Consider the following 25958-nt stretch of genomic DNA (forward strand, 5'->3'; position numbering starts at 1 on the left):
TCGACGCCTATCCGCGGATCGTCGGGGCGCTCATCCGGATCACCGGGGACTGGGACCTGGCCGAGGACTGCGCCCAGGAGGCGCTGGCCCAGGCCCTGTCCCGGTGGCCCGGGGACGGTGTCCCGGCGAACCCCGGCGGCTGGCTGATGACGGTGGCCCGCAACAAGGCCACGGACGTGCTGCGCCGGGCCACCGTCGAACGGAGCAGGCTGCGCGACCTGGCGGTGCTCGCGCTCACCGCCGCGACGCGGGAGCCCGCGCCCGGCAGCGGGACCGGGGGCATCGACGACGACCGGCTGCGGCTGGTCTTCACCTGCTGCCACCCCGCGCTCGCCCCGGAGGCGCGGGTCGCGCTGACCCTGCGGACGGTCTGCGCGGTGCCCACGGCGGAGATCGCGCGGGCGTTCCTGGTCACCGAGTCCACCATGACCCGGCGGCTGACCCGGGCCAAGACGAAGATCGCCCAGGCCCGGATCCCCTACCGCGTGCCCACCGGACCGGCGCTGGCCGAACGGCTGCCCGGCGTGCTGGCCGTGCTCTACCTGCTCTTCACCCAGGGCTACAACGCGGACGGCGAGCCGGCCTTCGCCGAGGAGGCGGTCCGGCTCGCCCGGCTGCTGGCCGGTCTGATGCCGGATCAGCCGGAGGCCCGCGCGCTGCTGGCGCTGCTGCTGCTCCAGCACTCCCGCCGCGACGCCCGCCGCGATGCCGAGGGGCGGCTGCTGACGCTGGAGCGGCAGGACCGGTCCCGCTGGGACCACGCCGCCGTCGCGGAGGCCCTGGCCCTGCTGCGGGAGACCGCGGGGGAGCCGGGGCCCTACGCCCTCCAGGCCCGCATCGCCGCCTGCCACGCCGCCGCGCCCTCGCTCGCCGCGACCGACTGGAGCCGGATCGCGGCCTGCTACGACGAACTGGCCGCGCTTCAGCCTTCGCCGGTGGTGGAGCTCAACCGCGCGGTGGCGCACGGCTACGCCCACGGCCCGGAGGCGGGGCTGGCCCTGCTGGCCGCCGTCCGGGGGCAGTTGACGGACTATCCGCTCGCGCTCGCCGCCGAGGCGGACCTCACCGCCCGGGCCGGCGACCAGGTGCGCGGCGCGGCGCTGTTCCGCGCGGCGGCCGCGCGCAGCCACGGCGCGTCCGACCGCCGCGCCCTGCTGGACCGCGCCGCCGAGCTGGAGAACTGACACGTCGCCACGGTCCGGTCCGGGCGGGGTCGTTCGTCATCCGGGTGACCGCATCTCCGGGAGAAAGGCATTCACCATGACGAGGACACCGGTCCGGACGGGAGAACTGCAGGGGCTGCTCGACGCGCTGGCCGGCCAGCGGGCCCATGTGCTGCGCAGCCTGGAGGGGCTGGGCGAGGCGGAGTTGCGGCGTGGGGTGCTGCCGTCCGGCTGGAGCTGCCTGGGCCTGGTCAACCATCTGGCGCGGGACGTGGAGCGGTTCTGGTTCCGCGCCGTGCTCGGCGGCGAGGGCGAGGCCGCGATCGCGGCGGGGGACGCCTGGACGGTGGACCCGGAACGGCCTGCGGCGGACGTGCTCGACGGCTACCGCCGGGACACCGCGCGGGCGGACGAGGTCCTGGCGCGCCTCGATCCCGACGCGGAGCCCGCGTGGTGGCCGGACGGGCTCTTCGGCGCCTGGCGGCTGGACTCGGCGCGCCAGGTGGTCCTACACGTGATCACCGAGACGGCCTGCCACGCGGGGCACTTGGACGCGGTGCGGGAACTGCTCGACGGCCGTCAGGACCTGGTCCTGACGTCAGGAGGCGGCGGGCGCGGCGGCGCCGAGGGGGAGCCACGCTGCGGCTGACGGACCGTCCGTTCCGGGCCTGGCGGCGGCAGGGGGAGTGGTGGGCGGGGCCGGCGCTCGCCGCGTTCGTCGCCCGTCGCCCGTCGCCCGCCCCGTCCCCAGTCGCCCGCGGCTTCGCCGCCGTCGCGGCCGCGGCACCAGGGTGTGCGCGGCCGCCTGCGCGTGAAGCGGGGCGCGCGGTGGAGGAGCTCTCCGCACCGCCTCGTGACACCCCGTCAGGAATGACCGCACGCTCGTGCCCATTGTGTCTTGGATCACAGAACAAAAATACCTTCGCGAAGGTATTCTTTTTTTCGCCGGCAGACGCCGGTGCTGGTTCGATGCATGCGAGGGGGAACAGAGCATGGCGGATCTCGATCTCGCCATCGTGGGCATGGGCCCGCGTGGACTGTCGGTGCTGGAGCGGCTGGTCGCCCGGCTGTGGGAGGCGCAGCGGGGCGGGCCGGGCGGCGGCCCGAAGGTGCGGGTGACGGTGGTGGAGCCGGAGGAGCCCGGAGCCGGGCGGATCTGGCGCACCGACCAGCCCGAATGGCTTGTCATGAATACGGCGGCGGTAGAGGTGAGCCTCTACTCCGGGGGCCCGGACGAGGGGCCGTGGCGGGCGGGGGCAGGGCCCTCGCTGCACGAGTGGCTCTGCGCGCGGGCCGAGGAGCTGGGGGAGGAGCCGCCCTCGCCCAACACCTACGCCCCGCGCCGCGTCTACGGCACCTACCTGCGGGACGTCTTCGCCCGCATCATCGGCCACCTGCCGCCGGGCGTCGAGGTGCGCAGCCTCCAGGGCCGCGCCCGCGAGCTGCGGCGCAGCACGGACGGACGCTACCGGCTCTGTGTCAGCAACGGGGTGGAACTCACCGTCGACAAGGTCGTGCTGACGACGGGTCACCCGCGCAACCGGGCCGAGGACGCCGACCGGGACCTGCTGGACTTCGCCTCCCGGCACCCGCGCACCAGGTACCTGCGCGGAGACTCCGCCGCGGACATGGACCTGGCCGGGATCGAGCCCGGGGAGCCGGTCGCGGTGCTCGGGCTCGGGCTGACCTTCTACGACGTCGCCGCGCTGCTGACGACCGGGCGCGGCGGCGCCTTCCGGCCGGGGCCGGACGGCAGGCTGCGGTACCACCCCTCCGGGCTGGAGCCCCGGCTCTACGCCGGCTCCCGCAGCGGACTGCCGCTCCCGGCCCGTGGTCGCAACCAGAAGGACGCGCTGTACCGCTACCAGCCGCGCTTCTTCACGTCGGAGGCGCTGGCCGAGGCACGCAAGCAGGCCGTCTCCCGCTCCGGCAACGTCCAACTGCGCTTCCGCGAGCAGGTGCTGCCGCTGATGCTGCGCGAGGTGGACTACGTGTACCGGACCACCGCCGTGCGAGTGCGCGACGGCCGGGACGCCGCGGCCGAGTTCGCCGACCGCTACGCCGAGGCGGTGGCGGGTGGCAACCCCGGAGCCCTGGACAAGGTGCTCGCCGAGGCCGGGCTGGCCGACCAGCCCGCCATCGACCTCGAGGCCATGGCCCGCCCGTTCCGCGGGGAGCGCTTCGCCGGCCCCGACGCCTTCCACGACCGGCTGCTCGAGGTGCTCCGCGCCGACGCGGACGCCGCCGAACTCGGCAACGTGGACGGGCCGTTGAAGGCGGCCCTGGACATCCTCCGGGACATCCGGGGGCTGGTCCGGGAGGCGGTGGAGTTCTCCAGCCTGCACCCGGACTCGCACCGTGACGAGTTCCTGGCCTGGTTCAACCCGATCAACACGATGGTCTCCGCAGGCCCGCCGGTCATGCGGATCCAGCAGACCGCCGCGCTGATCGAGGCCGGGCTGCTCACCGTCGTCGGCCCCGGCACCCGGATCGGCACGGACGAGGACCACGGGGTCTTCACCCTCGACTCGCCGCAGGTGGCGGACTCCCGGGTGACCGCCCGGGTCCTGGTGGACGCCCGCATCCCGCGGCCCAACGTCCACATCGACTCCTCGCCGCTGACCCGGCAGATGATCGCCGACGGCCTGGCCACCGCGCACGTCAACATCAACGCCAGGGACGGGGCGAGGTTCACCACCGGCGCGCTGGCCGTCACCGGCCGCCCGTTCCGGGTGGTCGACGCGGCCGGGCGGCCCTCCCGCGACCTCTACGCGCTGGGCATCCCCACCGAGGAGCAGCGCTGGTTCACCCAGATCGGCAACGGCCGCCCCGGTCCGATGGCCGGCTTCCACGCCGACGCCGACGCCATCGCCGCCGACGCCCTGCGGCAGGTGACGGGCCAGGGGCCGGTGGCGGTGCCGCAGCCCACCGTCCGGCCCCTGTCCGGCACCGCCGACGCCGCCGACGCGGCGCCGCTGCCCCTGGCGGGCTGAGCCGTGCCGGAGAACCCGCAAGCCACCGAGGAGAACACCGTGAACGGACGAAACCCGGCCGCCACCGAGGAGTTCCGCGCGGCCCGAGACCTGCTGCTCGACCTGCGGGAGGACCACGCCGCCGCCGTCGACCGGTTCCGCTGGCCCCGGCCCGAGCGGTTCAACTGGGCGCTCGACTGGTTCGACGCCGTGGCCGCCGGCCCGCGCGCCGGGCAGACCGCGGTCCGGCTGGTCGGACCGGACCGCGCCGAGGCGCTGTCCTACGCGGAGCTGGCACGACGTTCCGACCAGGTCGCCAACTGGCTGCGCCGCAAGGGTGTCCGGCGCGGCGACCGGCTCCTGCTCATGCTCGACAACGAACTCGCCGTCTGGGAGGCGCTGCTGGCCTCGATCAAGCTGGGCGTGGTCGTCGTCCCCACCTACACCAGCGTGTCCGGCCGGGACCTCGCGGACCGGCTCGAGCGGGGCCGGGTCGCCCACGTGCTGACCTCGCACCGGCTCACCGGGCGCTTCGCCGACGCGCCCGCCGGGCTGACCCGGATCTGCACCGGGCCGCCCGTGCCGGGCTGGCTCAGCTACGCCGAGAGCCACGACGAGCCGGACGCCTTCACCCCGGACCGGGAGACCGGGGCGGACGAGCCGCTGTTCGTCTACTTCACCTCCGGGACCACCTCCGCCCCCAAGATGGTCGAGCACACCCATCTCTCCTACCCCGTCGGCCACTTGAGCGGCATGTACTGGAACGGGCTGCGGCCCGGCGACGTGCACGCCAACGTCTCCGCACCCGGCTGGGCCAAGCACGCCTGGTCCAGCTTCTTCGGCCCCTTCCACGCCGAGGCCACCGTGCTCTCGCTGGAGGTCGAGCCCGGGCGGCCGGAGCAGCTGCTCGCACTGGTCCGTGCCGAGGGAGCCACCAGCCTGTGCGCCCCGCCCACGGCCTGGCGCACCCTGGTGCAGCACCCGCTGGGCCCCCGCCCGCCGCGACTGCGCGAACTCACCTCCGTCGGCGAGCCGTTGAACCCCGAGGTGATCGAACAGGTGCGCCGGGCCTGGGGGCTGACCATCCGGGACGGCTACGGCCAGACCGAGGCCACCGCGATGGTCGGCAACACCGTCGGCAGCGAGGTGCGGCCCGGGTCGATGGGCCGGCCGCTCCCCGGCTACCGGATGGTCGTGGTCGACCCCCGCACCGGACGGCCCGCCACCGAGGGCGAGCTGTGCGTCGACCTGACGGACCGTCCGGTCGGCCTGATGACCGGGTACCTGAACGACCCGGAGAAGACCGCGGCGGTCTTCTCCGGCGGGCTGTACCGGACGGGGGACATCGCCCGTATCGACGCCGACGGCTACCTCACCTATGTCGGCCGCAGGGACGACGTGTTCAAGTGCTTCGACCACCGCATCTCCCCGTTCGAGCTGGAGAGCGTGCTGCTGCAGCACCCGCAGGTGGCCGAGGCCGCGGTGGTCCCGGTGCCGCACCCGGTGGGCATGTTCGTCCCCAAGGCCTATGTCGCCCTCGCCGCCGGCGGAACCCCGGACCGGGACACCGCACGGTCCGTGCTGGAGTTCGCCGCCGCGCGGCTGGCCCCGCACCAGCGGATCGCGGCGCTCGAGTTCGCCGAGCTGCCGAAGACCACCTCCGGCAAGATCCGCCGCGCCGAGCTGCGCGCCAACGGCGCCGCGGACCCCGCGGGCCCGGCGCCCGCCGCCGAGTGGCGGACCGAGGACCTGCTCGGCGCCCTGGCCGCGCAGTCCGCCCCGGGCCTGTGACCGCGCCACGTCAGGCCCGGCCTTCCGACGCACCGCCTTCACCCGCACATCCGACCGCAGAACCGAGGAGGAGCACCATGTCCGAGCCCACCGCCTACCGCCCCCAGCAGCGTGACGTCGAGGTCTTCGAGGACCTCTTCGGCGACGGCCTGACGGACGGTCAGATCACCTGGCACCCCTACGTCCAGCCCGGGCGCGACGCCGTGGACGTGCGCTGGCTCTACACCGGGGACGAGACCGGCCCCGACGGGGCCGAGGCCTACATCGCCCACTTCCGGCCGGGCGCCCACGGCGACCTGCACCGCCACCTGGGCTTCGAGCTGCTGTTCATACTCGACGGCGAGCTGGTCAACGACAACGGCCAGCGCTACCGCGCCGGGACCCTGGTGCTGGAGCGGCCGGGCAGCATCCACCGGGTGGCCAGCCCCGAGGGCTGCAAGATGCTCGTCGTCCGCGAGAAGCGCACGCTGCCGCTGCGCCCCGGTGAACTGCCGGACGACGGCCTGGCGCTGGCCGCAGCACCGCTGAGCGCCTGATCCGATACGCCGAGCGCGTGACCCGGCGCGTGACCCGGCGCCTGACCCGGCGCGTGACCGCCTGATCCAAACGCCGCCATCCGGGCCGGGGCGGCCCGTCCGCCGCCCCGGCCCTGTCTCCACCACCCACAACCCGAGCCTCGACAACGGGAGTTCACCGTGTCTGAACAGGTCACCGACCTGACCCCTCAGCAGATCCCGGCGGTGGCCGCGCCGCCGCCCTCCGACGAGATCCTTCTCGGCCGCTCCGGCAAGGCGCACGGACCGCGCTACAAGTGGGGCATCCTCGGCATCGGCATCGGCGCGCAGGCCGCCTTCAGCGCGGCGTTCCAGGGCATCCCCACCTCGGGATCGCTGCTGCAGAGCGCCTACCGGCTCTCCGCCTCCCAACTGGGCCTGGTACTGGCGGCGGTGACCTGCGGCATCTTCGTCACCGACGTGTTCTGGGGCATCATGTCCGACCGCATCGGCGAGCGCCGGGTGCTGATCACCGGCCTGTCCGGGACCACCCTGGCCCTGGCCGCGGTCACCGTGTTCCTGGTCCCCGGCGGGGGCGCCGTCCCCGCCTACGGGGCGCTGGCCGCGGTGCTGTTCCTCGCCGGCGCCCTCGGCGGCTGCGTCAACGGGGCCTCGGGCCGCGCGGTGATGGGCTGGTTCCCGCCGCACAAGCGGGGGTTCGCCATCAGTCTGCGGGTCGCCGCGGTGCCGGCCGGCGGCGCGATCGGCGCGGCCGTCCTGCCGCCGCTGGCCCTCGGCCCAGGCTTCCGCTGGGTCTTCGGCTTCCTCACCCTGTTCTGCCTGCTCGCCACGGTCGCCGTGGTGCTCTGGCTGGACGAGCCGCCGCTGGCGCGCACCAAGGCCACCGCCGACCAGGCCGCCACCTCGGTCCCCAACCCGCTGCTGCGGTGGGACATCTGGCGGGTCGCCATCACCGCGTTCCTGCTGGACCTGCCGCAGTTCACCGTGCTCACCTTCGGCTCGGTCTACCTGCACGAGGTGAAGCACCTGTCGCTGGGCACCATCGCCGGCCTGCTGGTCGTCGTCCAGGTGCTGGGCGCGGTCTCCCGGGTCTGGGGCGGCCGTTGGACCGACCGCCGCGGCGGCCGGAACCGGCGCACCCTGGTCACCGTCTACAGCTGGGTCATCGCGCTCGGCTTCACGGTGGTCGGCCTGTTCGGCTCCGCACCCGCCTGGCTGGTGGCGGCGCTGCTGGTGGTCAGCGGCTTCCTCGCCTGCGGCTGGCACGGCGTCCACTACGCGGAGATCGCGACCATGGCCGGCGCGGAGCGTTCGGGCACGGCGCTGGGCCTGGAGAACACCATGGTCTTCGGCGGCGCCTTCGTCACCCCGCTGCTGATCCCCGCGCTGCTCTCGGTGTCGTCCTGGTCGGTGGTCATGCTGGTCGTGGGCGCGGCGCCGGCGGTGCTGTCCGCGCTGGTGATGCCGCGCGAGCCGAAGGCGGCCGCCCGATGAGCCGCCCGGTGGCCGTGGTGACCGGCGCGAGCAGCGGCATCGGGGCGGCGACGGCGCGGGCCCTGGCCGGGGCCGGCTACCACGTGGTGGCGGCGGCCCGGCGCAAGGACCGGGTCGAGGCGCTGGCGGAGGAGATCGGCGGCACGGCCGCGCCGCTGGACGTCACCGTCGCCGCCGCGGTGGCCGCCTCGGCCCGCGGCCTGGACCGCTGCGACGTGCTGGTCAACGTGGCGGGCGGCGCGCTGGGCGCCGACCCGGTGGAGACGGCACGGCCGTCCGACTGGCGGGCCATGTACGAGGTCAACGTCCTCGGCGTGCTGCACCTGACGCAGGCGCTGCTGCCGCTGCTGCGCGGCAGCGGGGACGGGGTGCTGGTGGTGCTGAGCTCCACCGCGGCCCAGGTGGCGTACGAGGGCGGCGGCGGTTACGTCGCCGCCAAGCACGGCGCGCACGCTCTGGCGGCCACGCTGCGGCTGGAGTTGTGCGGGGAGCCGGTGCGGGTGGTCGAGATCGCCCCAGGGATGGTCCGCACCGAGGAGTTCGCACTCAACCGCTACGGCGGCGACGCGGAACGGGCGGCGCAGGTCTACGCCGGCGTCGCGGCCCCGCTGACCGCGCAGGACGTGGCGGAGACGGTCGCCTGGGCGGTGACCCGGCCCGCCCACGTCAACATCGACCTGCTGGTGGTGCGGCCCCGCGCCCAGGCGGCGCAGCACAAGGTGCACCGGGAGCCGGCGGGTTGACGCGGCGTCGGCCGGCCGCCGTGCGCGGGCGGCCGACGGTTCAGCCCTCGACGGCCCGCGCCGGGTCGACGACGGCGGCGATGATGTGCCGGGTCCGCTCCACCAGGTCGGCGCGGCCGGTCTGGACCCAGGAGATGTGCTGGGCGCCGAACATGGCGGACTCCAGCACGTCGCACAGCGCCGCCGGGTCCGCGTCGGGCCGCAGTTCGCCCTGCTCCTGAGCCTGCGTCAGCAGCTCGCCGAGCAGGGTCCGGTAGGTGGTGAAGGGGGCGGGCAGCAGGTCGGGGCCGACCAGCGCCCGCTCGATCTGCAGCCGCGCCCCGGCCTGGACCACCATGTCCTGCTGGAAGTCCGCGGCGGTGCGCAGCAGCAGCTCGCGCAACCGTGCCAGTGGCGGCAGGCCGGACTCGGCGACCTCCTGGGCCAGCCGCGGCCAGTGCGCGTAGAAGCCCTCGGACACGGCGGTGGCGAGGGCCTCCTTGTTGGCGAAGTGGAAGTAGACCGCGCCCTTCGTCAGCCCCGCCAGTTCGGCGACCTCCAGGATGGTGACGGCGGGGTAGCCGCGCTCGGCGAAGGCCTGGGCGGCCGCCTCCAGGATCTGCTGCCGGGTGCGCAGCGCGCGCTCCTGCTTGAGCTCGGCACCGCGGCTGTTCACTGCCGTGCGGGAGGCGGCCGCGCGGCCTCTGTGCTGACGCTCCGTCAAGGTTCCTCCAGGTCATGAGCTGTTCATCCGGGCCGGGCCGACCGGCCGTTGCAATATACCTTCTCGTAGGTATATTTTCCCTCGCGGAAGCTGACTGACCGTCGACAAGTTCCGCCTGTCGCCGGTTCCGCTTGTTGACGAGGGGGAAACAGCATGGATCAGCCTACGTTGCCCGCGCCTGCCCGGATCCGGCCGGGACTCAGCTACCAGCGGCCGGTGTCACGGGAGTTGGTGCACCGGGCCGCCGTCGCCGAGGTCTTCGTCACCGACGCGGTGCGCGCCGGGTCCGGTGAGGAGGAGCGCTTCCTGGTCGCCGCCCAGTGGCCGCGCGACCACGCCCTCTACCACCCGGACCGGGCCGGGCGCACCGACCCGCTGCTCTTCGCCGAGACCATCCGGCAGGCGATGGTCTACGTGGCGCACAGCTTTCTCGACGTTCCGCTCGGCCGCCGGTTCATCGGCAGCGGCCTCTCCTTCCGGATCACCGAGCCCGACGCGCTCGGCGACTCCGGCGCCCCGCTCTCCGTCGTCCTCGACGTCCGCCGCCGCCCGGTGGAGCGCCCGCTGCCGGGGCGCACGCCGCTGGCCCTGGACGTGGACCTGCTGGTCGACGGCCGGCCCTGCGGCTTCGGCAGCATCGACGCCACGGCGGTGGACGAGCGCCGGTACACGCTGCTGCGCGGCCGCGGGGCCGCAGCCGCGGCGGACGCCGCCCACGCCGCCCCCGCGTTGCTGCGTCCGGTCCCCGCCCGGCGGGTCGGCCGGCTGCGCGACAAGGACAGCGTCCTGGGCCGCCCGGTGGGCGCTCCCGAGAGCGACGCCTGGCACCTGCGGGTCGACCTGGGGCACGCCGTGCTCTTCGACCACCCGACGGACCACCTGCCGCTGATGGTGCTGCTGGAAGGCTTTCGTCAGCTGGGCTTCCTGCGCGCCCACCGGGGCCGCGGCGCGGCGCTGCCGCTGATGCTCACCGAGGCCCGGGTCGACTGCCAGGGCTGGGGCGAACTCGACCAGCCCGTCCGGCTGTTGGTGGCCGACGAGACCACGGGCCGCTCCGGCGTGCACCGCCTGCGCGTGGTCGCGGAGCAGCAGGGCCGCGTCCTCGCCGTCGCGGAGACGGCCTGGAGCGCGGCGGCCGGATCAGCTGCCCTCAACCGCCTGGCAGGCTAGCGCCTGCGGGGTGGACCGCACCCGAGCGCCGACCTGCGCGGCGCCGCTCTGTCCGGCCTCCGGTCAGGCCGGCAGGCGACTTGCACTCGTCATCGCGCGCGGGGCGCGGCCTCCACCGGCTTCCGGGGGGTCGGTGGCGGACCGGGACCGCGTGCGCTTCCCGGGGCTCCTCCGGTGTCGCCGGTGTTCCGGGCCTGGGCAGTTGGGCCTTCGGTCGGGGCCCGGTTGGAGGTGCGGTCAGCCCGCGTCGGCGAAAGGCTCAGGCACGTCTGATGCGAGAACGCTTGTGCTGGGCGCGCCCGGGGCAGGTCCTGGCCTCGGCCGCAGGTTTGGGGCCGCGGGCCGACGCGCCGCAGGGGCACAGCGTCGTCGGCCGCCGGGAACGTCCCCGGGGCTCTGCGCGGCAGGCCGTGCCCTCACGGGTGCTTCTCCTCCGGCCTGCGCTGCGTGGCAGGGCGGGCCGGACCTGGCCCCCGGTGCGGGTCAGGAGGGGCGCGCGGGGTCCGGGGCCGGGGTGGTGGCGAGGCGCAGCAGGCGGGCGAGTTGGGCGACGGGGCCGGCCGTGGCCGCGCCGCGCTGGGCCTGGGACGTGCCGAGCAGGACCGCCGTGATCAGCTCCGCCAACTCCTCCGCGCCCAGCTCGGCGTCGGGACGGCCGCCCGCGGCCAGCGCCGCCTCGGCCAGCGCGCCCAACCGGCCGCGCAGATCCAGAAGTTCCTCCGATGGAGCGCCGGTGGACTGCGCCTCGTCCAGGGCCAGCCGCAGCCCTGCCTCGGCCCGGGGCGAGGTCTCCAGCCACTCCGCCAGCCGCAGCAGGGCCGCGGTCGGGTCCGCCGTCGGCGACGGGGCGGTGAGCAGGGCCACCTGTTCACGGAACTGGCGTAGCAGCTCCGCCGCCAGAGCAGCCTTGGAAGGGAAGTGCCCGTACAGTGCGCCCTTGGTCAACTCCAGTCGCTCCACCACCTGTTGCAGCCCTGACCGGGCGTAGCCGTGGCGGGAGAACTCGACCGCTGCGGCGTCGAGCAGCAGCTCGTGGGTCCGTTGCGACCGCTGCTGTCTCTGTCTCGGCGGCATGAACCACCCCTTCGCCCGCGAAGAAACAAACCTTCTCAAACGAATGTTATGCCAGAACGCCTTCCCACTTCCATGAACGGATTCGGACCATGCAGAAGCTGACCACTCGTCACCCCGCCGGCCGCCCCGCGCCTTCCGGCGCGCCGCACGCCTTCGCCGGCGCCGTCACGCTCGCCGACGCCGGCGCGGAGGCCGCCGACCGTGACCGCAGCCTCTCCGCGCTGACTGTCGAGGCCCTGACGGGGGCCGGCTTCGCCCGGCACTTCGTGCCGAGGCGGTGGGGTGGGACGGAGGGCGGGTTCGCCGAACTGCTCGCGCGGGCCGCCGAGTTGGGAGAGGCCTCCGCCTCTGCGGCCTGGTGTGCCATGCTCTGGGCCGCGCACGGCCGGTTCGCCACCCGGCTGCCCGAGCAGGCGCAGCAGGAGCTCTGGGCGGCGGGCCCGGACGTGCGCCTCTCGGCCGCCCTCGCGCCCCCCTCGGGCCGGGTGGAGCGGCGGCCGGACGGCTGGCTGCTGGACGGGAACTGGCACTGCGTCAGCGGCGCCCTGCACGCCGACTGGTTCCTGCTCGCCGTGCCCGGGACGGAACCGGGCGGCGGTGAGGCGCTGGTGCTGGCCGTTCCGGCCGAGCGGCTGACGGTCAGCCGGACCTGGCACGCCCCGGGCCTGCGCGGCACCGGAAGCGACAGCGTCGCGGCGACGGGTGTCGTGGTGCCGGCCCACCGCGCCGTCCCGCTCGCGGAGTTGCTCGCCGCCCGTCCCGAGGCGTCGTCACGCGGCGGCCAGGCGCCCGCGTTGCTCGGCGGCGGGCTGCTGTTCTGCGCGCCCGCCCTGGGGGCCGCCCGCCGGGCGCTGCGCGCCTGGACGGCGGAGGCGACAGCCGCCCGCCCCGGGCGGGAGAGCGAACTGGCGCGTGCCGCCGACGCGCGCCTGGCGCTGGCCCGCTCCGCCGGAGAGATCGAGGCGGCGGAACTGCTGTTGCGTCAGGCGGCGGAGCGCGCCGACCACGGTCCGCTGGACGCGCAGACGGTCGGCCGCAACCAGCGTGACGCCGCCGTGGGCCTGGACCTGCTGGTCACGGCGGTGGAACGGCTGGTCCGCAGTGGCGGCGTGCACACCCGCTCGGGCGCGGACGGGGTTCTCGACCGGGCCTGGCGCGACCTGCACACGGCCGCGTCCCACGCCGCCCTGCGGCTTCAGTCCGCCGCCGACGCCTGGGCGCTGACCCTCGTCTCCTGACGGGTCGTCACCCCTGGCCGCGCGGCGGAACGGCGCAGCCGTCGGGGCCGCAGGCCTCCCCGCCGTCCGTGCCGGGCAGGGCGGCGAGCAGGGGGACGACCGGGCGGGTGGCCCAAGCCTGCTCCAGGGCCTGGGCGAAGGCCGCCGGGGGCTGTGCGCCGGACACGCCGAGACGGCGGTCGAAGACGAAGAAGGGGACGCCGGTCGCGCCGAGAGCCGCGGCGGTGGCCTCGTCCTCGCGGACGGCGTCCGCGTAGGCGTCGGGGTCCGCGAGCACAGCCTTCGCGGCCTCGGCGTCCAGGCCCGCCGCCACCGCGAGTTCGACCAGCCGGGCCCCGTCGAAGGCGGAGCGCTGCTCGGCGAAGTTGGCCCGGTAGAGGAGATCGAGCAGCTGCTCCTGGCGGCCGTGCTCGGCCGCGAAGTGCAGCAGCCGGTGCATGTCGAAGCTGTTGGCCGCGTCCCGGCCCTCGGTCAGGTAGGGCAGGCCCTCCTGCTGCGCGTTCGCGGCGATCCGCAGCTCCGCGCTGCGCGCCTGGTCGAGGGTCAGGCCGTACTTGGCCGCGATCAGCGGCACCACCGGCTCGGCCATCGCGGGGGCCTCCGGGTTGAGCTCGAAGGAGCGGTGCACGACCTCCACCTCCGCCCGGTGCGGGAACTGCTCCAGGGCGGCCTCGAACCGGGCCTTCCCGATGTAGCACCACGGGCAGTTGATGTCGCTCCAGATCTCCACGCGCACGGTGTCGCTCCTGTTGTCGCCGATGTTCACCGCCCGAAACAAGGATGAGGAGCTCAATATTCCGGCTGCTCAACTTCAGGCGCGGCCCGGGCGGAGCCGCCGTCCCTCGCCCCGGATAGGATCCGCTGATTCGCCGACCCCGGGAGGGACCATGACCGCGCAGCCCAACTACCTTGTGCTTCCCGGCTACCTGGGCTCGGGCCCCGAGCACTGGCAGACCCGCTGGGAGGCGGCGGACCCGGCCTTCCGGCGCGTCGAGCAGGCCGACTGGGACCGGCCGCGGCTGAGCGACTGGCTGGACGCCCTCGACGAGGCCGTGGCCGCCGAGCCCGGCCCGGTGGTGCTGGTCGGCCACAGCCTCGGCTGCGTCCTCACCGCGCACTGGGCGGCGGCCCGCCCGGCGTCCGCCGTCGCCGGGGCCTTCCTGGTCGCGCCCGCCGACATCGAGCGGGCGGGGGTCCCCGAGCTGGAGAACTTCTGCCCGGTCCCGCTGCAGCGCCTGCCCTTCCCGAGCATCGTCGTCGCCAGCACCGACGACCCCTGGTGCACCCCCCAGCGGGCCCGGCTCTTCGCGGACGCATGGGGCGCCCGGCTGGAGTTCACGGGCGCCCATGGGCACCTCAACTCCGATTCCGGGCTGGGGGATTGGCCGTTCGGCCGGAAGCTGCTGGCGGAGCTGCCGGTCAGTTGAGCCAGATGCGCACCTCGGTGCTGGGCTGCCGCTCCGAGAACAGGCCGGCCGGCGAGGCCGTGTGCAGCAGTCGGCGCAGGTCGGCCTCGAAGGCGCCGAGCCGCTCGCCGAACAGGTGCGGAGCCGAGTAGGACATCGACAGGACCCCGGCCACGACGTCGTCCACGGTCCGCTCCAGCGGCTGCCCGCCGGGGACGACGAGCCGGCGACGGTGGGGGAAGCCCGCACGCGCGAGCACCTCGTCCTCGCCACCGGGCGTCCCGTCCGGCAGCAGTCCCCGCCCGGCGCGCCGGACCGGGCCCAGGTAGCGGCGTACCAGGTCGGCCACGGCGGCCCCGGGCACGGCCGGGTGGGGGAGCCCTTCGGCGCTGCGGGCCCCCGTCTTCAGGTCGGCGATGTGGACGAAGGCGCCGCCGTCGGGTCGGAGCAGGCCGCGTACCGTCGCGGCGACCCGTGCCCGATCCATCCAGTGGAACGAGTTGCCGAAGGTCGCCACGGTGAACTCGCCCAGACCGTCGGGCAGTTGCTCGGCGCGGGCGCGGACCCAGCGGGTCCTCCCGGTCAGGCCTCGCCCGCTCGCGTCCCGCTCGGCCTCCGCGAGCATGCCGGGATCCGGGTCGACGCCCACCACCTCCCGGAACAGGTGGGCCAGCGGCAGCGCCAGCGTCCCCGGGCCGCAGCCGACGTCGAGCAGTCGGCCGCGGCCGTCGAGGCCCAGCTCCGCGGCCAGGGATTCGGGCAGTCCGGGGGCGTAGGGCAGGCGGCCGCGGCGGTAGTGGGGGGCCGTGCCGGCGAAGAGGGTCTCGTCCCACTGCCAGGGGTCGGTCATGCCGGTGCTCCTGCTCTCGGTAGGTCCGTTGCGCTGCTGGGATGTTGACGGCGGCTCAGCGGGCGCGCAGCGCGTCGAAGCCCAGCAGCAGGGCCTCGACGGCGAAGGAGAAGCGCTCGGCGTCGTCCACCCCGAGGCCTTCGCGCGCGGCTCGGGTGACGAGGGGGTAGCGGTCTGCCTGGAGGCCCGCCAGCCATCCGGTGCCGCCCGGCCGGCCGGGGTCCCCGGAGAGCTGGGCCTCGGCGACGGTGTGGCCGACAACGAAGAGCGAGAGCGTGTTGAGCACGTGCAGCGCCTGGTCGAGGGGGAAGCCGGCGGCCGTCAGCATGCGCAGGGAGGCCTCGACGTCGTCCAGGGCCGCAGGGGTGGCGGCCGGGCGGGAGGCGGCGAGCGGCAGGACCGCCGGATGCCGCAGCAGGCCGGTGCGCAGGGCGGTGGCGTAGCCGCGCAGCGCGGCCCGCCAGTCGGGGGCGCCCTGCGTCGTGTCGGTGTGGTCGAGGGCGGGCGCCGCGGCGGCGAACACCTGCTCCACGAGGCCGTCGAGGAGGGCGTCCTTGTTGGGGACGTAGTGGTACAGCGTCATGGCCTCGACCTGGAGCTCCTCGCCGAGCGCGCGCATGGTGAGGCCCTTGAGGCCCGTGCGGTCCACCAGTTGGAGCGCGGCGTCGAGGACGCGCCCACGGCTGAGGCCGGCCCGCTCGCCGCGGCCGCGCCGGGGCCCTGAGGTCTCGCTGGGCATGGGTTCCTTCCACGCGTCGGTCCGATGGGCTCGGCTTGACTTTCTTACAGCGTAAGAGAAGACTCGGCAGGGAAGAAACTTACGCCGTAAGAAAAGGGGGATCCTTCACATGGTCACTACAGCTGCCGCAGGGAACCGCCCCGCTGCCGCCAAGCGGGTCGTCCTGGACTTCGTCGCCGCCCTGAACGAGCGGGGAGGCGAGGCCTGGGTCGACCTGCTCGCCCCGGACGTGATCGACCACAACAAGATCATCTTCGGTGAGGACGACACCCCCGGCGCCGCGATCGAGGGTTTCCGGCAGCAGTTGGCGGCCTTCAGCACCGACCGTCCCGGCCACGGGTTCATGGTCGAGCAGCTCATCGGCGAGGGGGACGAGGTCGTCGCCCGGCTGCGGGTCCGCGGCGCGCACACCGGCTACCACCCGCGCATGCCCCAGCCGACCGGCCGGTCCTGCGACGTCGAGCAGATCTGGATCTTCACTGTGCGGGACGGCCGGATCGCCGAGCTCCGCGCGGTCAGCGACCGCCTGGGCATGTTCCTCCAGCTCGGCTGGGACTGGCCGAGCCAGGACTGACAGGGGCGGCGGCGAAAACGCGCGCAGGCGCCGACCGGAGGGTTCCGGTCGGCGCCTGCGTCGGCAAGGTGCCGGGCTGCCGTTCGGCCTACAGGTCGAAGTACAGCTCGAACTCGTGCGGGTGCGGCCGCAGCGCGATCGGGGCGACCTCGTTGGTGCGCTTGTAGTCGACCCAGGTCTCGATCAGGTCCTGGGTGAACACGCCGCCCGCGAGCAGGTACTCGTGGTCCTGCTCCAGGGCGTCGAGCACGGCCGGGAGGGTGGACGGGACCTGCGGGACGGCCGCGTGCTCCTCGGGGGCCAGCTCGTAGAGGTCCTTGTCGACCGGCTCGAGCGGCTCGATCTTGTTCTTGATGCCGTCCAGGCCGGCCAGCAGCATCGCCGAGAAGGCGAGGTACGGGTTGGAGGACGGGTCCGGCGCACGGAACTCGATGCGCTTGGCTTTGGCGTTGGCGCCCGTGATCGGGATGCGGATCGCCGCGGAGCGGTTGCGCTGCGAGTAGACCAGGTTGACCGGGGCCTCGAAGCCGGGGACCAGGCGGTGGTACGAGTTCACCGTCGGGTTGGTGAAGGCCAGCAGCGAGGGAGCGTGCTTGAGCAGGCCGCCGATGTAGTAGCGGGCGGTGTCGGACAGGCCCGCGTAGCCCTGCTCGTCGTAGAAGAGCGGGGAGCCGTCGGCCCACAGCGACTGGTGGCAGTGCATGCCGGAGCCGTTGTCGCCGAAGATCGGCTTGGGCATGAAGGTGGCGGTCTTGCCGTTCCGCCAGGCGACGTTCTTGATGATGTACTTGAACAGCATCAAGTCGTCGGCCGCGGCGAGCAGGGTGTTGAACTTGTAGTTGATCTCCGCCTGGCCGGCCGTGCCCACCTCGTGGTGCTGGCGCTCGACCTGCAGGCCGGACTTGGCGAGCTCCAGGCTCATCTCCGCGCGCAGGTCGGCGAAGTGGTCGACCGGCGGGACGGGGAAGTAGCCGCCCTTGTAGCGGACCTTGTAGCCGCGGTTGCCGCCCTCCTCGACGCGACCGGTGTTCCAGGCGCCGGCCTCGGAGTCGATCTCGTAGAAGGAGCGGTTCTGCTTGGTCTCGAAGCGGACGTCGTCGAAGACGTAGAACTCCGCCTCGGGGCCGAAGTACGCGGTGTCGGCGATGCCGGAGGAGGCCAGGTAGGCCTCCGCCTTCTTGGCCACGTTGCGCGGGTCGCGGGAGTACTGCTCGCCCGTGATCGGGTCGTGGATGAAGAAGTTGATGTTGAGGGTGGCGTCCGAGCGGAACGGGTCCAGGCGCGCGGTGCTCAGGTCCGGGATCAGGCCCATGTCGGACTCGTGGATCGCCTGGAAGCCGCGGATCGACGAGCCGTCGAACATCAGCATCTCGGCGGGGTCGAACGCCGAAGCGGGCACCGTGAAGTGCTGCATGACGCCCGGCAGGTCGCAGAACCTGACATCGACGAACTTGACGTCGTTGTCCGCGATGTAGCGCGACACCTCGTCGGCGTTGTTGAACATCCAACCTCCTCGGCCCGTTGGGGATTGCTGGAAACGATAGGAACGGCCCATTTCTCACTCGTGACCCTTGTGTTTCCAGCCTGTTAACCGCGCGGCGGGCGAGGGCCGGGAACCCTTGCCGTTGCTGGGCTGTTGCCGTTCCGGCGACAGCCCGGCGGTTCACTCCTGAGGGAGTGGTCTAAACCAGTGACGGGGTACTGGCGACGGTGGGTTTCCGGCCGCCGCGCCCGGCGGCGGTACCGCCCACGGTAGTCCGTTCGGCCCCGGTTACTGTGGACCCGTGGAAGAGAGCAGGAAAGTCATCGGGAGCTGGATCGAGGGCCCGCGCTCCGGGGCCGAGCAGATGGGCGCCGATTTCGGCTACCGGGGCAAGCGGCTCGGGCTGCCCGAGGAGGGCGCCGGCTCGATCGCCGGGACCGGGCGGCGGCTCTCGGCGCTGCTGATCGACTGGCTGCTGTGCTACCTCGTCTCCTTCGGCCTGCTGGCCGGCCGGGACGTGCACAAGGTCGGCGACTGGGTGCTGCTGCTGTTCTTCGTGATGAGCGTGCTGACGCTGGCGACCGCGGGCTCCACGCCGGGCAAGCGGCTGGTCGGCCTGCGGGTGGTCCGCCTCGACGGCGGCCGGGCGTCGATCGTCCAGGTGGCCCTGCGGACCTTCCTGCTGTGTCTGGCGGTGCCCGCGCTGATCTGGGACCGCGACACCCGCGGCCTGCACGACAAGGCCGTGCACACGGTCGAGGTGCGGATCTGAGCCGTCCCCTCAAGGGGTTCCAGGCGCCAGGGGTGACAGAGCGGCCCCCGTCCGGATCGANGGGGGCCGCTGTCGGAGTTGACGGAGTGTCAGCGCATCTTGCCGGCGCCCTTGGGCATCCGCGCGCCCTTGGGGAGCGGACCCTTCGGGATCGGGGCGTTGCTCATCAGGTCGCCCATCGCGCGCAGCCGGTCGTTGATCTCGGTGACCTGGGCCGCCTGGATCGCCCGCGGCAGCTTGGCCATGTGCATCTGCAGCTTCTTGAGCGGGATCTGGCCCTCGTCGTTGCCGACGATGATGTCGGTGACGGGGACGTCGCCCGCGACGCGCGCGACCTTGCGCTTCTCGGCCGCCAGCATCGGGCGCAGCCGGTTCGGGTTCCCCTCGCCGACCAGGACGACACCTGGGCGGCCGACGCAGCGGTGCACCGCGTCCTGCTGCCGGTTGGCGGCCACGACCAGCTGGATGTTCCAGCCGCGCTTGATGTTGTTGAGCACGGCCGCCGCGGCGCCGGGCTGACCCTCCAGCTGCCCGAAGGCCGCCTTCTCGGCACGGCGGCCGAAGACGACGACGGCCGCCAGCAGTCCGAGCACGACGCCCAGAATGCCCAGGTAGATCGGGTGCCCGATGGCAAAGCCGATAGCGAGGAGCACCGCGAAGGTGCCGAGCCCGATACCGGCGACGATAAGACCGATCTTCGGGTCGACCCGCTTGGTCATGGTGTACGCCTGGCGGATCTGCGCGACCCGGCCAGTGCTCTCGGTGGATTCCTGCCTCGCCATGCCGTTCATGGTACGCAACGGCTAGCGAACCGTGCGCAGCAGCACCCTCTCCGATTCCCGGCGGTCCTGCGCGAGGCGGCGGTTCTCGCAGACCGCGGACCAGGCGTTGCGGCGGGCGGTCTGCTGGCCACCGGAGAGCAGGACGGACTCGGCGATGCGCAGCGCCTCCCCGACCTGCTTGGCGAACGAGGGCATGAGGGCAGCTCCTCTCGGGGACGTGGCGGCCGGGGACAGGCGTCCACGGCTACCACGCCATCATCACCACACGGTGTTACCGCTCGGTGACTCTCCCGTCAAACCCTCATGAAGTCCGTGCGACCCACTTCACACGCTCGTCGCAGTGGCGGACGCCCCCGCCGTTCGTGCGCGGCGGCTCGCCCTCCGCGGCGCCTGCGTTGCGGCCGGGTGCCGCCCTCGTTCCTCGGTCAGCCCCCGACCTTCACTGCGGCTTCGCTCCGCCGCGCGCCTGGTGGTGGTCGCGCTCCGCGGCGCCTGCGTTGCGGCCGGGTGCCTCCCTCGTTCCTCGGTCAGCCCCCGACCTTCACTACGGCTTCGCTCCGCCGCGCGCCTGGTGGTGGTCGCGCTCCGCGGCGCCTGCGTTGCGGCCGGGTGCCTCCCTCGTTCCTCGGTCAGCCCCCGACCTTCACTACGGCTTCGCTCCGCCGCGCGCCTGGTGGTGGTCGCGCTCCGCGGCGCCTGCGTTGCGGCCGGGTGCCTCCCTCGTTCCTCGGTCAGCCCCCGACCTTCACTACGGCTTCGCTCCGCCGCTCCAGAGCCTGGCGGTAGAGGCGCCCCGCCCGGTACGACGAACGGACGAGCGGGCCCGACATGACGCCGGCGAAGCCGATCTCCTCGGCCTCCTGCTGCAGCTCGACGAACTCCTGGGGCTTGACCCAGCGCTCCACGGGGTGGTGGCGCGGCGACGGGCGGAGGTACTGCGTGATGGTGATCAGCTCGCAGCCGGCTTCGTGCAGGTCCCGCAGCGCCTCGCTGACCTCCTCGCGGGTCTCGCCCATGCCCAGGATCAGGTTCGACTTGGTGACGAGCCCGTCCGCCCGGGCCTCGGTGATCACCTTCAGCGAGCGCTCGTAGCGGAACGCGGGACGGATCCGCTTGAAGATGCGGGGCACCGTCTCCAGGTTGTGCGCCAGCACCTGCGGACGCGACGAGAAGACCTCCGCCAGCTGCTCCGGGTCCGCGTTGAAGTCCGGGATGAGCAGCTCGACCCCGGTCCGGCCGCCCTCGCGCTCCGCCGTCACGGCGTGGATCTGACGGACCGTCTCCGCGTACAGCCAGGCGCCGCCGTCCGGCAGGTCGTCGCGGGCGACACCGGTGATCGTCGCGTAGTTGAGGTCCATGGTCAGCACGGACTCGGCCACCCGGCGCGGCTCGTCGCGGTCGAACTCCGCGGGCTTGCCGGTGTCGATCTGACAGAAGTCGCAGCGGCGGGTGCACTGGTCGCCGCCGATGAGGAAGGTGGCCTCGCGGTCCTCCCAGCACTCGAAGATGTTCGGGCAGCCGGCCTCCTGGCACACCGTGTGCAGGCCCTCGCGCTTCACCAGGGACTGCAGCGAGGTGTACTCGGGGCCCATCTTCGCCCGAGTCTTGATCCACTCGGGCTTGCGCTCGATCGGGGTCTCGCTGTTGCGGACCTCCAGACGCAGCAGCTTCCTGCCGTCGGGTGCGACGGACACGTGCGGCTCCCTACAAGTTCGAATTCTTCGGTTGGGAAAGCTCTCCCAGGGTACGCCTGGGGGTTTCGGTCCTTACCGGACCGGTGCGACCAGGCCCGCGAAGACCTCTTCGAGGTGCCGCCGCACCTGCGGCAGGACGTCCTCGACCGTGACCTCGCGGCCCAGCTCGCCGGTCAGCGAGGCGACGCCGGCGTCGCGGATGCCGCAGGGCACGATCTGGTCGAACGCCGCCAGATCCGGATTGCAGTTGAGCGCGAAGCCGTGCATGGTCACCCCGCGGGCGACCCGGACGCCGATGGCGGCGAGCTTGCGGTCGTCACCCCGCTGGCCCGCGTTCGACGGGGCGTACTCCGGCCCGGCCAGGCGCGGGTCGAGGCCGAGCTTCGCGCCCATCCGCAGCGTCAGCGCGCCGATGTTGACGACCTGCGACTCGTCCACGACCGCGCCGTGGATGTGCTCGCCGAGCACCCAGACGCCGCTGCGCCCCTCGACCCGGCTGGTGTCCACGCCCAGGTCGGCGCAGAGCCGGATCAGCGCCTCCTCCAGGTTGCGCACGTAGGCGACCACGTCCATCGGCTCGGGCAGCTTGATGATCGGGTAGCCGATCAGCTGGCCGGGGCCGTGCCAGGTGATCTCGCCGCCGCGGGTCACCTCGACGACCGGGGTGCCGTCCAGCGGGTAGTCCTCGCGCCGGGTGCGCCGGCCGGCCGTGTACACCGGCTGGTGTTCGAGCAGGAGCACGGTGTCCGGGATCTCGTCCGCGACCCGCAGGGCGTGCAGCCGCAGCTGCTCGTCCAGCGCCTCCTGGTACGGGATCTTCCGCTCGCCGATGCCGAGATGAACGAAACGGATCTCGCTGCTCATCGCTGCCTGACGCCCCTTCCGCGCTGTGGTGCCCGAAGGCTCGTAGCCACCTTACGTCCGCCCGGGTGAACCTGAACGAGTGACAACTATTGAAATCTGTCAGCCGTATCGGCATAGTGGAGGCATGCAGATCGAACAGCGCACTCTCGGGGCGAGCGGCCCCGTCGTCTCCGCCCTCGGCCTCGGCGCGATGGGCATGTCCGGCATGTACGGCCCGGCCGACGAGGCCGAGTCGATCGCCACCGTCCACGCCGCCCTGGACGCCGGGATCACCCTGATCGACACCGGCGACTTCTACGGCATGGGCCACAACGAACTGCTGATCCGCGACGCCCTGCGCAGCAGCGGCCGCGACCGGGGCGAGGTCCTGCTGAGCGTCAAGTTCGGCGCCCAGCGCGACCCCGCGGGCAACTGGATCGGCTACGACGCCCGTCCGGCCGCGGTCAAGACCGCCCTCGCCTACACCCTCACCCGGCTGGGCACCGACCACATCGACATCTACCGCCCGGCGCGGCTGGATCCGAACGTCCCGATCGAGGAGACCGTCGGCGCGATCCAGGAGCTGGTCGAGGCCGGCTACGTCCGCAGCATCGGCCTGTCCGAGGTGGGCGCGGACACCATCCGCCGGGCGGCGGCCGTGGCCCCGATCGCCGACCTGCAGATCGAGTACTCGCTGATCTCGCGCAGCGTCGAGCGGGAGATCCTGCCCGTGCTGCGGGAGCTCGGCATCGGCATGACGGCCTACGGCGTGCTCTCCCGCGGGCTGATCAGCGGTCACTGGAGCCCGGACCGGTCCGGCGCGGCGGGGGACTTCCGCAGCGCCCAGCCCCGGTTCAGCGGTGAGAACCTGGACGCCAACCTGAAGCTGGTCGAGGCGCTGCGGTCGGTCGCGGAGGCCAAGGGCGTGACGGTGGCTCAGATCGCCATCGCCTGGGTCCTGGCGCAGGGCAGCGACATCGTGCCGCTGGTGGGCGCGCGGACGCGCACGCGCCTGGCGGAGTCGCTCGGCGCGCTCGACGTGCAGCTCGACGCGGAGGATCTGGCGGCCATCGAGGAGGCCGTGCCCGAGGGCGCCGCGGCGGGCGACCGGTATGTTGCTGCGCAGATGGCGCACCTGGACAGCGAGAAGTGACGAGCAGTTAGGCCGGATCGGGGAGATGGCGGACGCAGCCCTCAGCAGCGAGGAGATCCTGGAGACCGCGGAGGAGGTGCTGCGCCGCTTCGGTCCGGGGAAGGCCACCGTGGTGGACGTGGCCCGCGCCCTCGGCGTGAGCCACGGCACGGTCTACCGCCACTACCCCAGCAAGGCCGCCCTCCGGGCGGCCGTCACCCGCCGCTGGCTGGACCGCGCGCATGCGGCTCTGCCGGGCGTGGCGGCCGGGCCGGGCTCACCGGAGGAGCGGCTGCGGGGGTGGGCCCGGGCCCTGTTCACGGCGAAGCGCGCGAAGGCGCTCGACGATCCGGAGCTGTTCGCGACGTACCAGGTGCTCGTCGGGGAGAACAGCGAGTTGATCGGCGACCATCTGAGCGAGCTGGAGAGCCAGTTGGCCTCCGTCATCGCTTCCGGCCAGGCGGACGGATCCTTCCGTGGCGGCGTCGAGCCGGGCGTCCTGGCCCACGCGGTCTTCCAGGCGACGGCCCACTTCCACGATCCCGGCTACGCCGGGGAGTGGTCCCGCCCGACCGCTGAGGCGGACCTCGACGCCCTGCTGGACCTCATCGTCCAGGGGCTCGCCCGCAGGTAGGCACGCCCCCCACCCGAACGGACGTGGACGGCGCGGACGTGCGGCTCCGGCGCGGGCGGGCGCTCTGTCGCACGGTCGAGCAGCGCTCGATGGCAGGTTGCCCGCCCAGCCCGGCGGAGCCGCGCCCTGGCGGCATCCGATGTTCGCCCGGTGGGGCCGGCTCGCGGGGGACGGTCATCAGTCCGCGTGCGGCGCCTCAGTCCGCGGCCAAGAAGTGGAGCTTGACCGCCAGTTGGAGCTCCAGCGCCCGCTCCGGCTGGTTCCAGTCGCGGCCGAGCAGGGCGCCGATCCGGTCCAGGCGCTGGACCACCGTGTTCACGTGGACGTGCAGGTCGTCCTTGGCACGGGTCAGGCTCGCGCCGGAGGCGAAGTAGGCGTGCAGCGTGCGCACCAGCTCCGTGCCGCGTTGCGTGTCGTACTCCAACAGCGGGCCCAGCGTCGCGCGGACGAAGCCGGAGACGTCCCGGGCGTCGCCCAGCAGCACGCCGAGGAAGCCGAGGCCGGACGCGCTCGCGCCCTCGCCCGCGCGGTCGAGGGCGACCAGGGCCTTGGCGCAGCGCAGCGCCTCCGCGTACGCCGTGGCCAGTGCCGCAGGGCCGGAGGCCGGGCCCGCACCGCCCACCGTCACCGGCACGCCCAGCAAGGCGCCCAGCTGGGCGGCGGCCTGACGGGCCGTCACCTCCGGCAGGTCCGCCGCCGGCAGCAGCAGGGCGACCTCCTCGCCCTGCTCCGCGGACACCCCGCCGCGCCCGAACAGGAACTGCGTCGCCGCGTGGGCCAGCCGCCCGCGCGGCGCGTCGGCAGCCGACGCGGCCAGCAGGACGTGCGGCTTGCGCAGGTCCACCCCCAGCCGCAGCCCGCGCTGCACCAGACCCGCCGGGTCGCGGTCCGGCGCGGCGAGCAGGTCACTGAGCAGCTCGCCGCGGACGCGGTTCTCCGCCTCGGCGACGCTCCGGCGCAGCAACAGCAGCAGAGCCGTGACGATGCTGGCGCGCTCGAACAGACGCCGGTCCGCGTCGCCCAGCAGCGGACGGTTCGTCAGCACCAGTGCCCCCAGCTGCTGCTGACCCGCCATCACCGCGCAGACCCAGGCGCCCTCGTGCAGCACCGCCCGGCCGGAGGTCCGGGACTCGGTCAGGGCCTCCGCGAGGGCCGGCTCGGCGGGCTCCCCCTCCACCACCGACACCGGGCCGCCCAGCAGCCGGGAGACGGCGTCCGCGACGTCCGCCACGTCGCCGCCGCGCAGCACCAGATCGGTGAGCCGGTCGTGTGCGCGTTCGGCACGCTGCATGGCCTCGGCGTGCTCCCGGATCACGGCGTTGGCCTCGGCCAGTTCGGCCATCGCGGAGCGCGTGTCCAGGGCGACGGCCGCGTGCGCCGCGAACGCGCACAGTAGCGCCACCTCGTCCGGGGCGAACGGCCGCGGGCTGCGGTCGGCGGCGAAGAGGACGCCGATGACCTTCTTCTCCAGCAGCAGCGGTACGCCCAGGATGGCCACCAGGCCCTCGTCGCCGACGCCCGCGTCGATGTTGCGGGTGTGGTGGAAGCGCGTGTCGGTGCGGTAGTCCGAGGTGGCGTAGGGCTGTGCGGTCTGCGCGACCAGACCGCCGAGCCCGTGGCCCAGTTCCAACCGCAGCGACTGGAACAGCGGCGACACCGACCCGTCGGTGGTCCGCATGTAGGTGTCCCCGGCCTCCGGGTCCGGCAGGGTCAGATAGGCGGTGTCGGTGCCCAGCAGCTGCCGGGCGCGGCGGACGATGGCCTGCAGCACCGTGTCCAGGTCGCGGGAGGCGGCCAGGTCGGTGGCCGTCTCGAAGAGTGCGCTCAACTGCGCCTCGCGGCGCCGGTGCTGGGCCAGCGTGCGGTGCACCTGCAGCGCCAGCCGGCCCGCCTCGCCGCCGCCCGCCTCCGTCAGCTCCTCGGCGGAGGCGCCCTCGGCGAGCAGCCGCAGCAACCGAAGGTCAGGGCTGTGCGGCCCGGGGCCGTGCGGTCCGGGGCTCTGCCGCTCGGGGCGGTGCCGCTCCGGATTGTGCTGCTCAGGGCGGTACGGGTCCGGGTCGTGCGGGTCAGGACTCTGGGACGACATGGTGCGGGCCATCGTGACAGGGGACCGGGGGAATGTCACGAGGCGCGCACCCCGGTGGCAGCGATCTCGGGTGGGGTGCGCGGCTCGCGGCTCGGGGGCC

At 73.7% G+C, this 25958-nt stretch carries 25 protein-coding genes; 14 read left to right on the forward strand and 11 right to left on the reverse strand.

Features of this window, described 5'->3' with window-relative positions:
- The 7 genes from ACFP3V_RS12610 to ACFP3V_RS12640 all read left to right on the forward strand — a co-directional run.
- Nucleotides 1–1184, forward strand: a 1184-nt coding sequence (locus ACFP3V_RS12610) for an RNA polymerase sigma factor (protein WP_380583058.1), incomplete at its 5' end; no start/stop codon positions are given.
- Nucleotides 1185–1260: 76 nt separating this feature from the next.
- Nucleotides 1261–1812, forward strand: a complete 552-nt coding sequence (locus ACFP3V_RS12615) for a DinB family protein (RefSeq protein WP_380583059.1) — start codon at nt 1261–1263, stop codon at nt 1810–1812.
- Between the two features lie 343 nt (nt 1813–2155).
- Nucleotides 2156–4156 (forward strand): FAD/NAD(P)-binding protein, encoded by a 2001-nt coding sequence (locus ACFP3V_RS12620; RefSeq protein WP_380583060.1) that lies wholly within the window; start codon nt 2156–2158, stop codon nt 4154–4156.
- A 39-nt stretch (nt 4157–4195) separates the two neighbouring features.
- On the forward strand, nt 4196–5926 hold the full coding sequence (locus ACFP3V_RS12625; RefSeq protein ID WP_380583061.1) for an AMP-binding protein: 1731 nt from the start codon (nt 4196–4198) through the stop codon (nt 5924–5926).
- Nucleotides 5927–6003: 77 nt separating this feature from the next.
- Entirely contained in the window at nt 6004–6462 is a 459-nt protein-coding gene (locus tag ACFP3V_RS12630) for a cupin domain-containing protein (RefSeq protein ID WP_380583062.1), read from the forward strand.
- A gap of 159 nt (nt 6463–6621) precedes the next feature.
- Nucleotides 6622–7935, forward strand: a complete 1314-nt coding sequence (locus ACFP3V_RS12635) for an MFS transporter (RefSeq protein WP_380583063.1) — start codon at nt 6622–6624, stop codon at nt 7933–7935.
- Entirely contained in the window at nt 7932–8678 is a 747-nt protein-coding gene (locus ACFP3V_RS12640) for an SDR family NAD(P)-dependent oxidoreductase (protein ID WP_380583064.1), read from the forward strand. The genes ACFP3V_RS12635 and ACFP3V_RS12640 overlap by 4 nt, the downstream gene beginning before the upstream one ends.
- A gap of 40 nt (nt 8679–8718) precedes the next feature.
- Here ACFP3V_RS12640 and ACFP3V_RS12645 read toward each other — a convergent pair whose 3' ends face one another.
- Nucleotides 8719–9381, reverse strand: coding sequence for a ScbR family autoregulator-binding transcription factor (locus ACFP3V_RS12645; protein ID WP_380583065.1), 663 nt, complete (start codon nt 9379–9381; stop codon nt 8719–8721).
- Between the two features lie 153 nt (nt 9382–9534).
- Here ACFP3V_RS12645 and ACFP3V_RS12650 point away from each other — a divergent pair, with 153 nt between their 5' ends.
- A complete protein-coding gene (locus tag ACFP3V_RS12650; protein ID WP_380583066.1) occupies nt 9535–10551 on the forward strand; it encodes a ScbA/BarX family gamma-butyrolactone biosynthesis protein in 1017 nt (338 codons plus the stop codon).
- Nucleotides 10552–11034: 483 nt separating this feature from the next.
- On the opposite strand, the gene ACFP3V_RS12655 is transcribed toward ACFP3V_RS12650, so the two are convergent.
- Entirely contained in the window at nt 11035–11625 is a 591-nt protein-coding gene (locus ACFP3V_RS12655; protein ID WP_380583067.1) for a TetR family transcriptional regulator, read from the reverse strand.
- An 89-nt stretch (nt 11626–11714) separates the two neighbouring features.
- On the opposite strand from ACFP3V_RS12655, the gene ACFP3V_RS12660 reads away from it, so the two are divergent.
- Nucleotides 11715–12863, forward strand: a complete 1149-nt coding sequence (locus tag ACFP3V_RS12660) for an acyl-CoA dehydrogenase family protein (RefSeq protein WP_380583068.1) — start codon at nt 11715–11717, stop codon at nt 12861–12863.
- A 7-nt stretch (nt 12864–12870) separates the two neighbouring features.
- Here ACFP3V_RS12660 and ACFP3V_RS12665 read toward each other — a convergent pair whose 3' ends face one another.
- A complete protein-coding gene (locus ACFP3V_RS12665) occupies nt 12871–13599 on the reverse strand; it encodes a DsbA family oxidoreductase (protein ID WP_380583069.1) in 729 nt (242 codons plus the stop codon).
- A 151-nt stretch (nt 13600–13750) separates the two neighbouring features.
- Between ACFP3V_RS12665 and ACFP3V_RS12670 the strand changes: the two genes are divergently transcribed.
- Nucleotides 13751–14290, forward strand: a complete 540-nt coding sequence (locus tag ACFP3V_RS12670) for an RBBP9/YdeN family alpha/beta hydrolase (RefSeq protein ID WP_380583070.1) — start codon at nt 13751–13753, stop codon at nt 14288–14290.
- Here the strand turns inward: ACFP3V_RS12670 and ACFP3V_RS12675 are convergent.
- Nucleotides 14283–15119: a class I SAM-dependent methyltransferase gene (locus ACFP3V_RS12675; protein WP_380583071.1), complete on the reverse strand. Its 837-nt coding sequence runs from the start codon at nt 15117–15119 to the stop codon at nt 14283–14285. The two genes, ACFP3V_RS12670 and ACFP3V_RS12675, sit on opposite strands and share 8 nt — an antisense overlap.
- Before the next feature lie 55 nt (nt 15120–15174).
- Nucleotides 15175–15858: a TetR/AcrR family transcriptional regulator C-terminal domain-containing protein gene (locus tag ACFP3V_RS12680; protein WP_380583072.1), complete on the reverse strand. Its 684-nt coding sequence runs from the start codon at nt 15856–15858 to the stop codon at nt 15175–15177.
- 109 nt (nt 15859–15967) lie between these two features.
- On the opposite strand from ACFP3V_RS12680, the gene ACFP3V_RS12685 reads away from it, so the two are divergent.
- A complete protein-coding gene (locus tag ACFP3V_RS12685) occupies nt 15968–16432 on the forward strand; it encodes an ester cyclase (protein WP_380583073.1) in 465 nt (154 codons plus the stop codon).
- An 88-nt stretch (nt 16433–16520) separates the two neighbouring features.
- Here ACFP3V_RS12685 and glnA read toward each other — a convergent pair whose 3' ends face one another.
- Nucleotides 16521–17936 carry a type I glutamate--ammonia ligase gene (glnA, locus tag ACFP3V_RS12690; protein ID WP_380583074.1) on the reverse strand — a complete coding sequence of 472 codons (1416 nt, stop codon included), beginning with the start codon at nt 17934–17936 and terminating at the stop codon, nt 16521–16523.
- A 343-nt stretch (nt 17937–18279) separates the two neighbouring features.
- Here glnA and ACFP3V_RS12695 point away from each other — a divergent pair, with 343 nt between their 5' ends.
- Complete coding sequence (locus tag ACFP3V_RS12695; protein WP_380583089.1) at nt 18280–18687, forward strand: RDD family protein; 408 nt, start codon at nt 18280–18282, stop codon at nt 18685–18687.
- An 89-nt stretch (nt 18688–18776) separates the two neighbouring features.
- Here ACFP3V_RS12695 and ACFP3V_RS12700 read toward each other — a convergent pair whose 3' ends face one another.
- The 4 genes from ACFP3V_RS12700 to lipB all read right to left on the reverse strand — a co-directional run bounded on the left by ACFP3V_RS12700 (nt 18777) and on the right by lipB (nt 22027).
- Entirely contained in the window at nt 18777–19469 is a 693-nt protein-coding gene (locus ACFP3V_RS12700; protein ID WP_380583075.1) for a DUF4191 domain-containing protein, read from the reverse strand.
- Between the two features lie 21 nt (nt 19470–19490).
- The gene (locus ACFP3V_RS12705; protein ID WP_380583076.1) at nt 19491–19664 is read right to left on the reverse strand and encodes a hypothetical protein; all 174 of its coding nucleotides are present in this window, start codon (nt 19662–19664) and stop codon (nt 19491–19493) included.
- Nucleotides 19665–20200: 536 nt separating this feature from the next.
- Nucleotides 20201–21163, reverse strand: a complete 963-nt coding sequence (gene lipA / locus ACFP3V_RS12710; protein WP_380583077.1) for a lipoyl synthase — start codon at nt 21161–21163, stop codon at nt 20201–20203.
- A 72-nt stretch (nt 21164–21235) separates the two neighbouring features.
- Nucleotides 21236–22027, reverse strand: coding sequence for a lipoyl(octanoyl) transferase LipB (gene lipB / locus ACFP3V_RS12715; RefSeq protein ID WP_380583078.1), 792 nt, complete (start codon nt 22025–22027; stop codon nt 21236–21238).
- A 124-nt stretch (nt 22028–22151) separates the two neighbouring features.
- On the opposite strand from lipB, the gene ACFP3V_RS12720 reads away from it, so the two are divergent.
- Nucleotides 22152–23159, forward strand: coding sequence for an aldo/keto reductase (locus ACFP3V_RS12720; protein ID WP_380583079.1), 1008 nt, complete (start codon nt 22152–22154; stop codon nt 23157–23159).
- A 25-nt stretch (nt 23160–23184) separates the two neighbouring features.
- On the forward strand, nt 23185–23772 hold the full coding sequence (locus ACFP3V_RS12725) for a TetR/AcrR family transcriptional regulator (RefSeq protein ID WP_380583080.1): 588 nt from the start codon (nt 23185–23187) through the stop codon (nt 23770–23772).
- A 196-nt stretch (nt 23773–23968) separates the two neighbouring features.
- On the opposite strand, the gene ACFP3V_RS12730 is transcribed toward ACFP3V_RS12725, so the two are convergent.
- Nucleotides 23969–25870: a helix-turn-helix domain-containing protein gene (locus ACFP3V_RS12730; protein WP_380583081.1), complete on the reverse strand. Its 1902-nt coding sequence runs from the start codon at nt 25868–25870 to the stop codon at nt 23969–23971.
- Nucleotides 25871–25958: the final 88 nt, after the last annotated feature.

The sequence above is a fragment of the Streptacidiphilus monticola genome, from assembly GCF_042658505.1.
Lineage (GTDB): Bacteria > Actinomycetota > Actinomycetes > Streptomycetales > Streptomycetaceae > Streptacidiphilus > Streptacidiphilus monticola.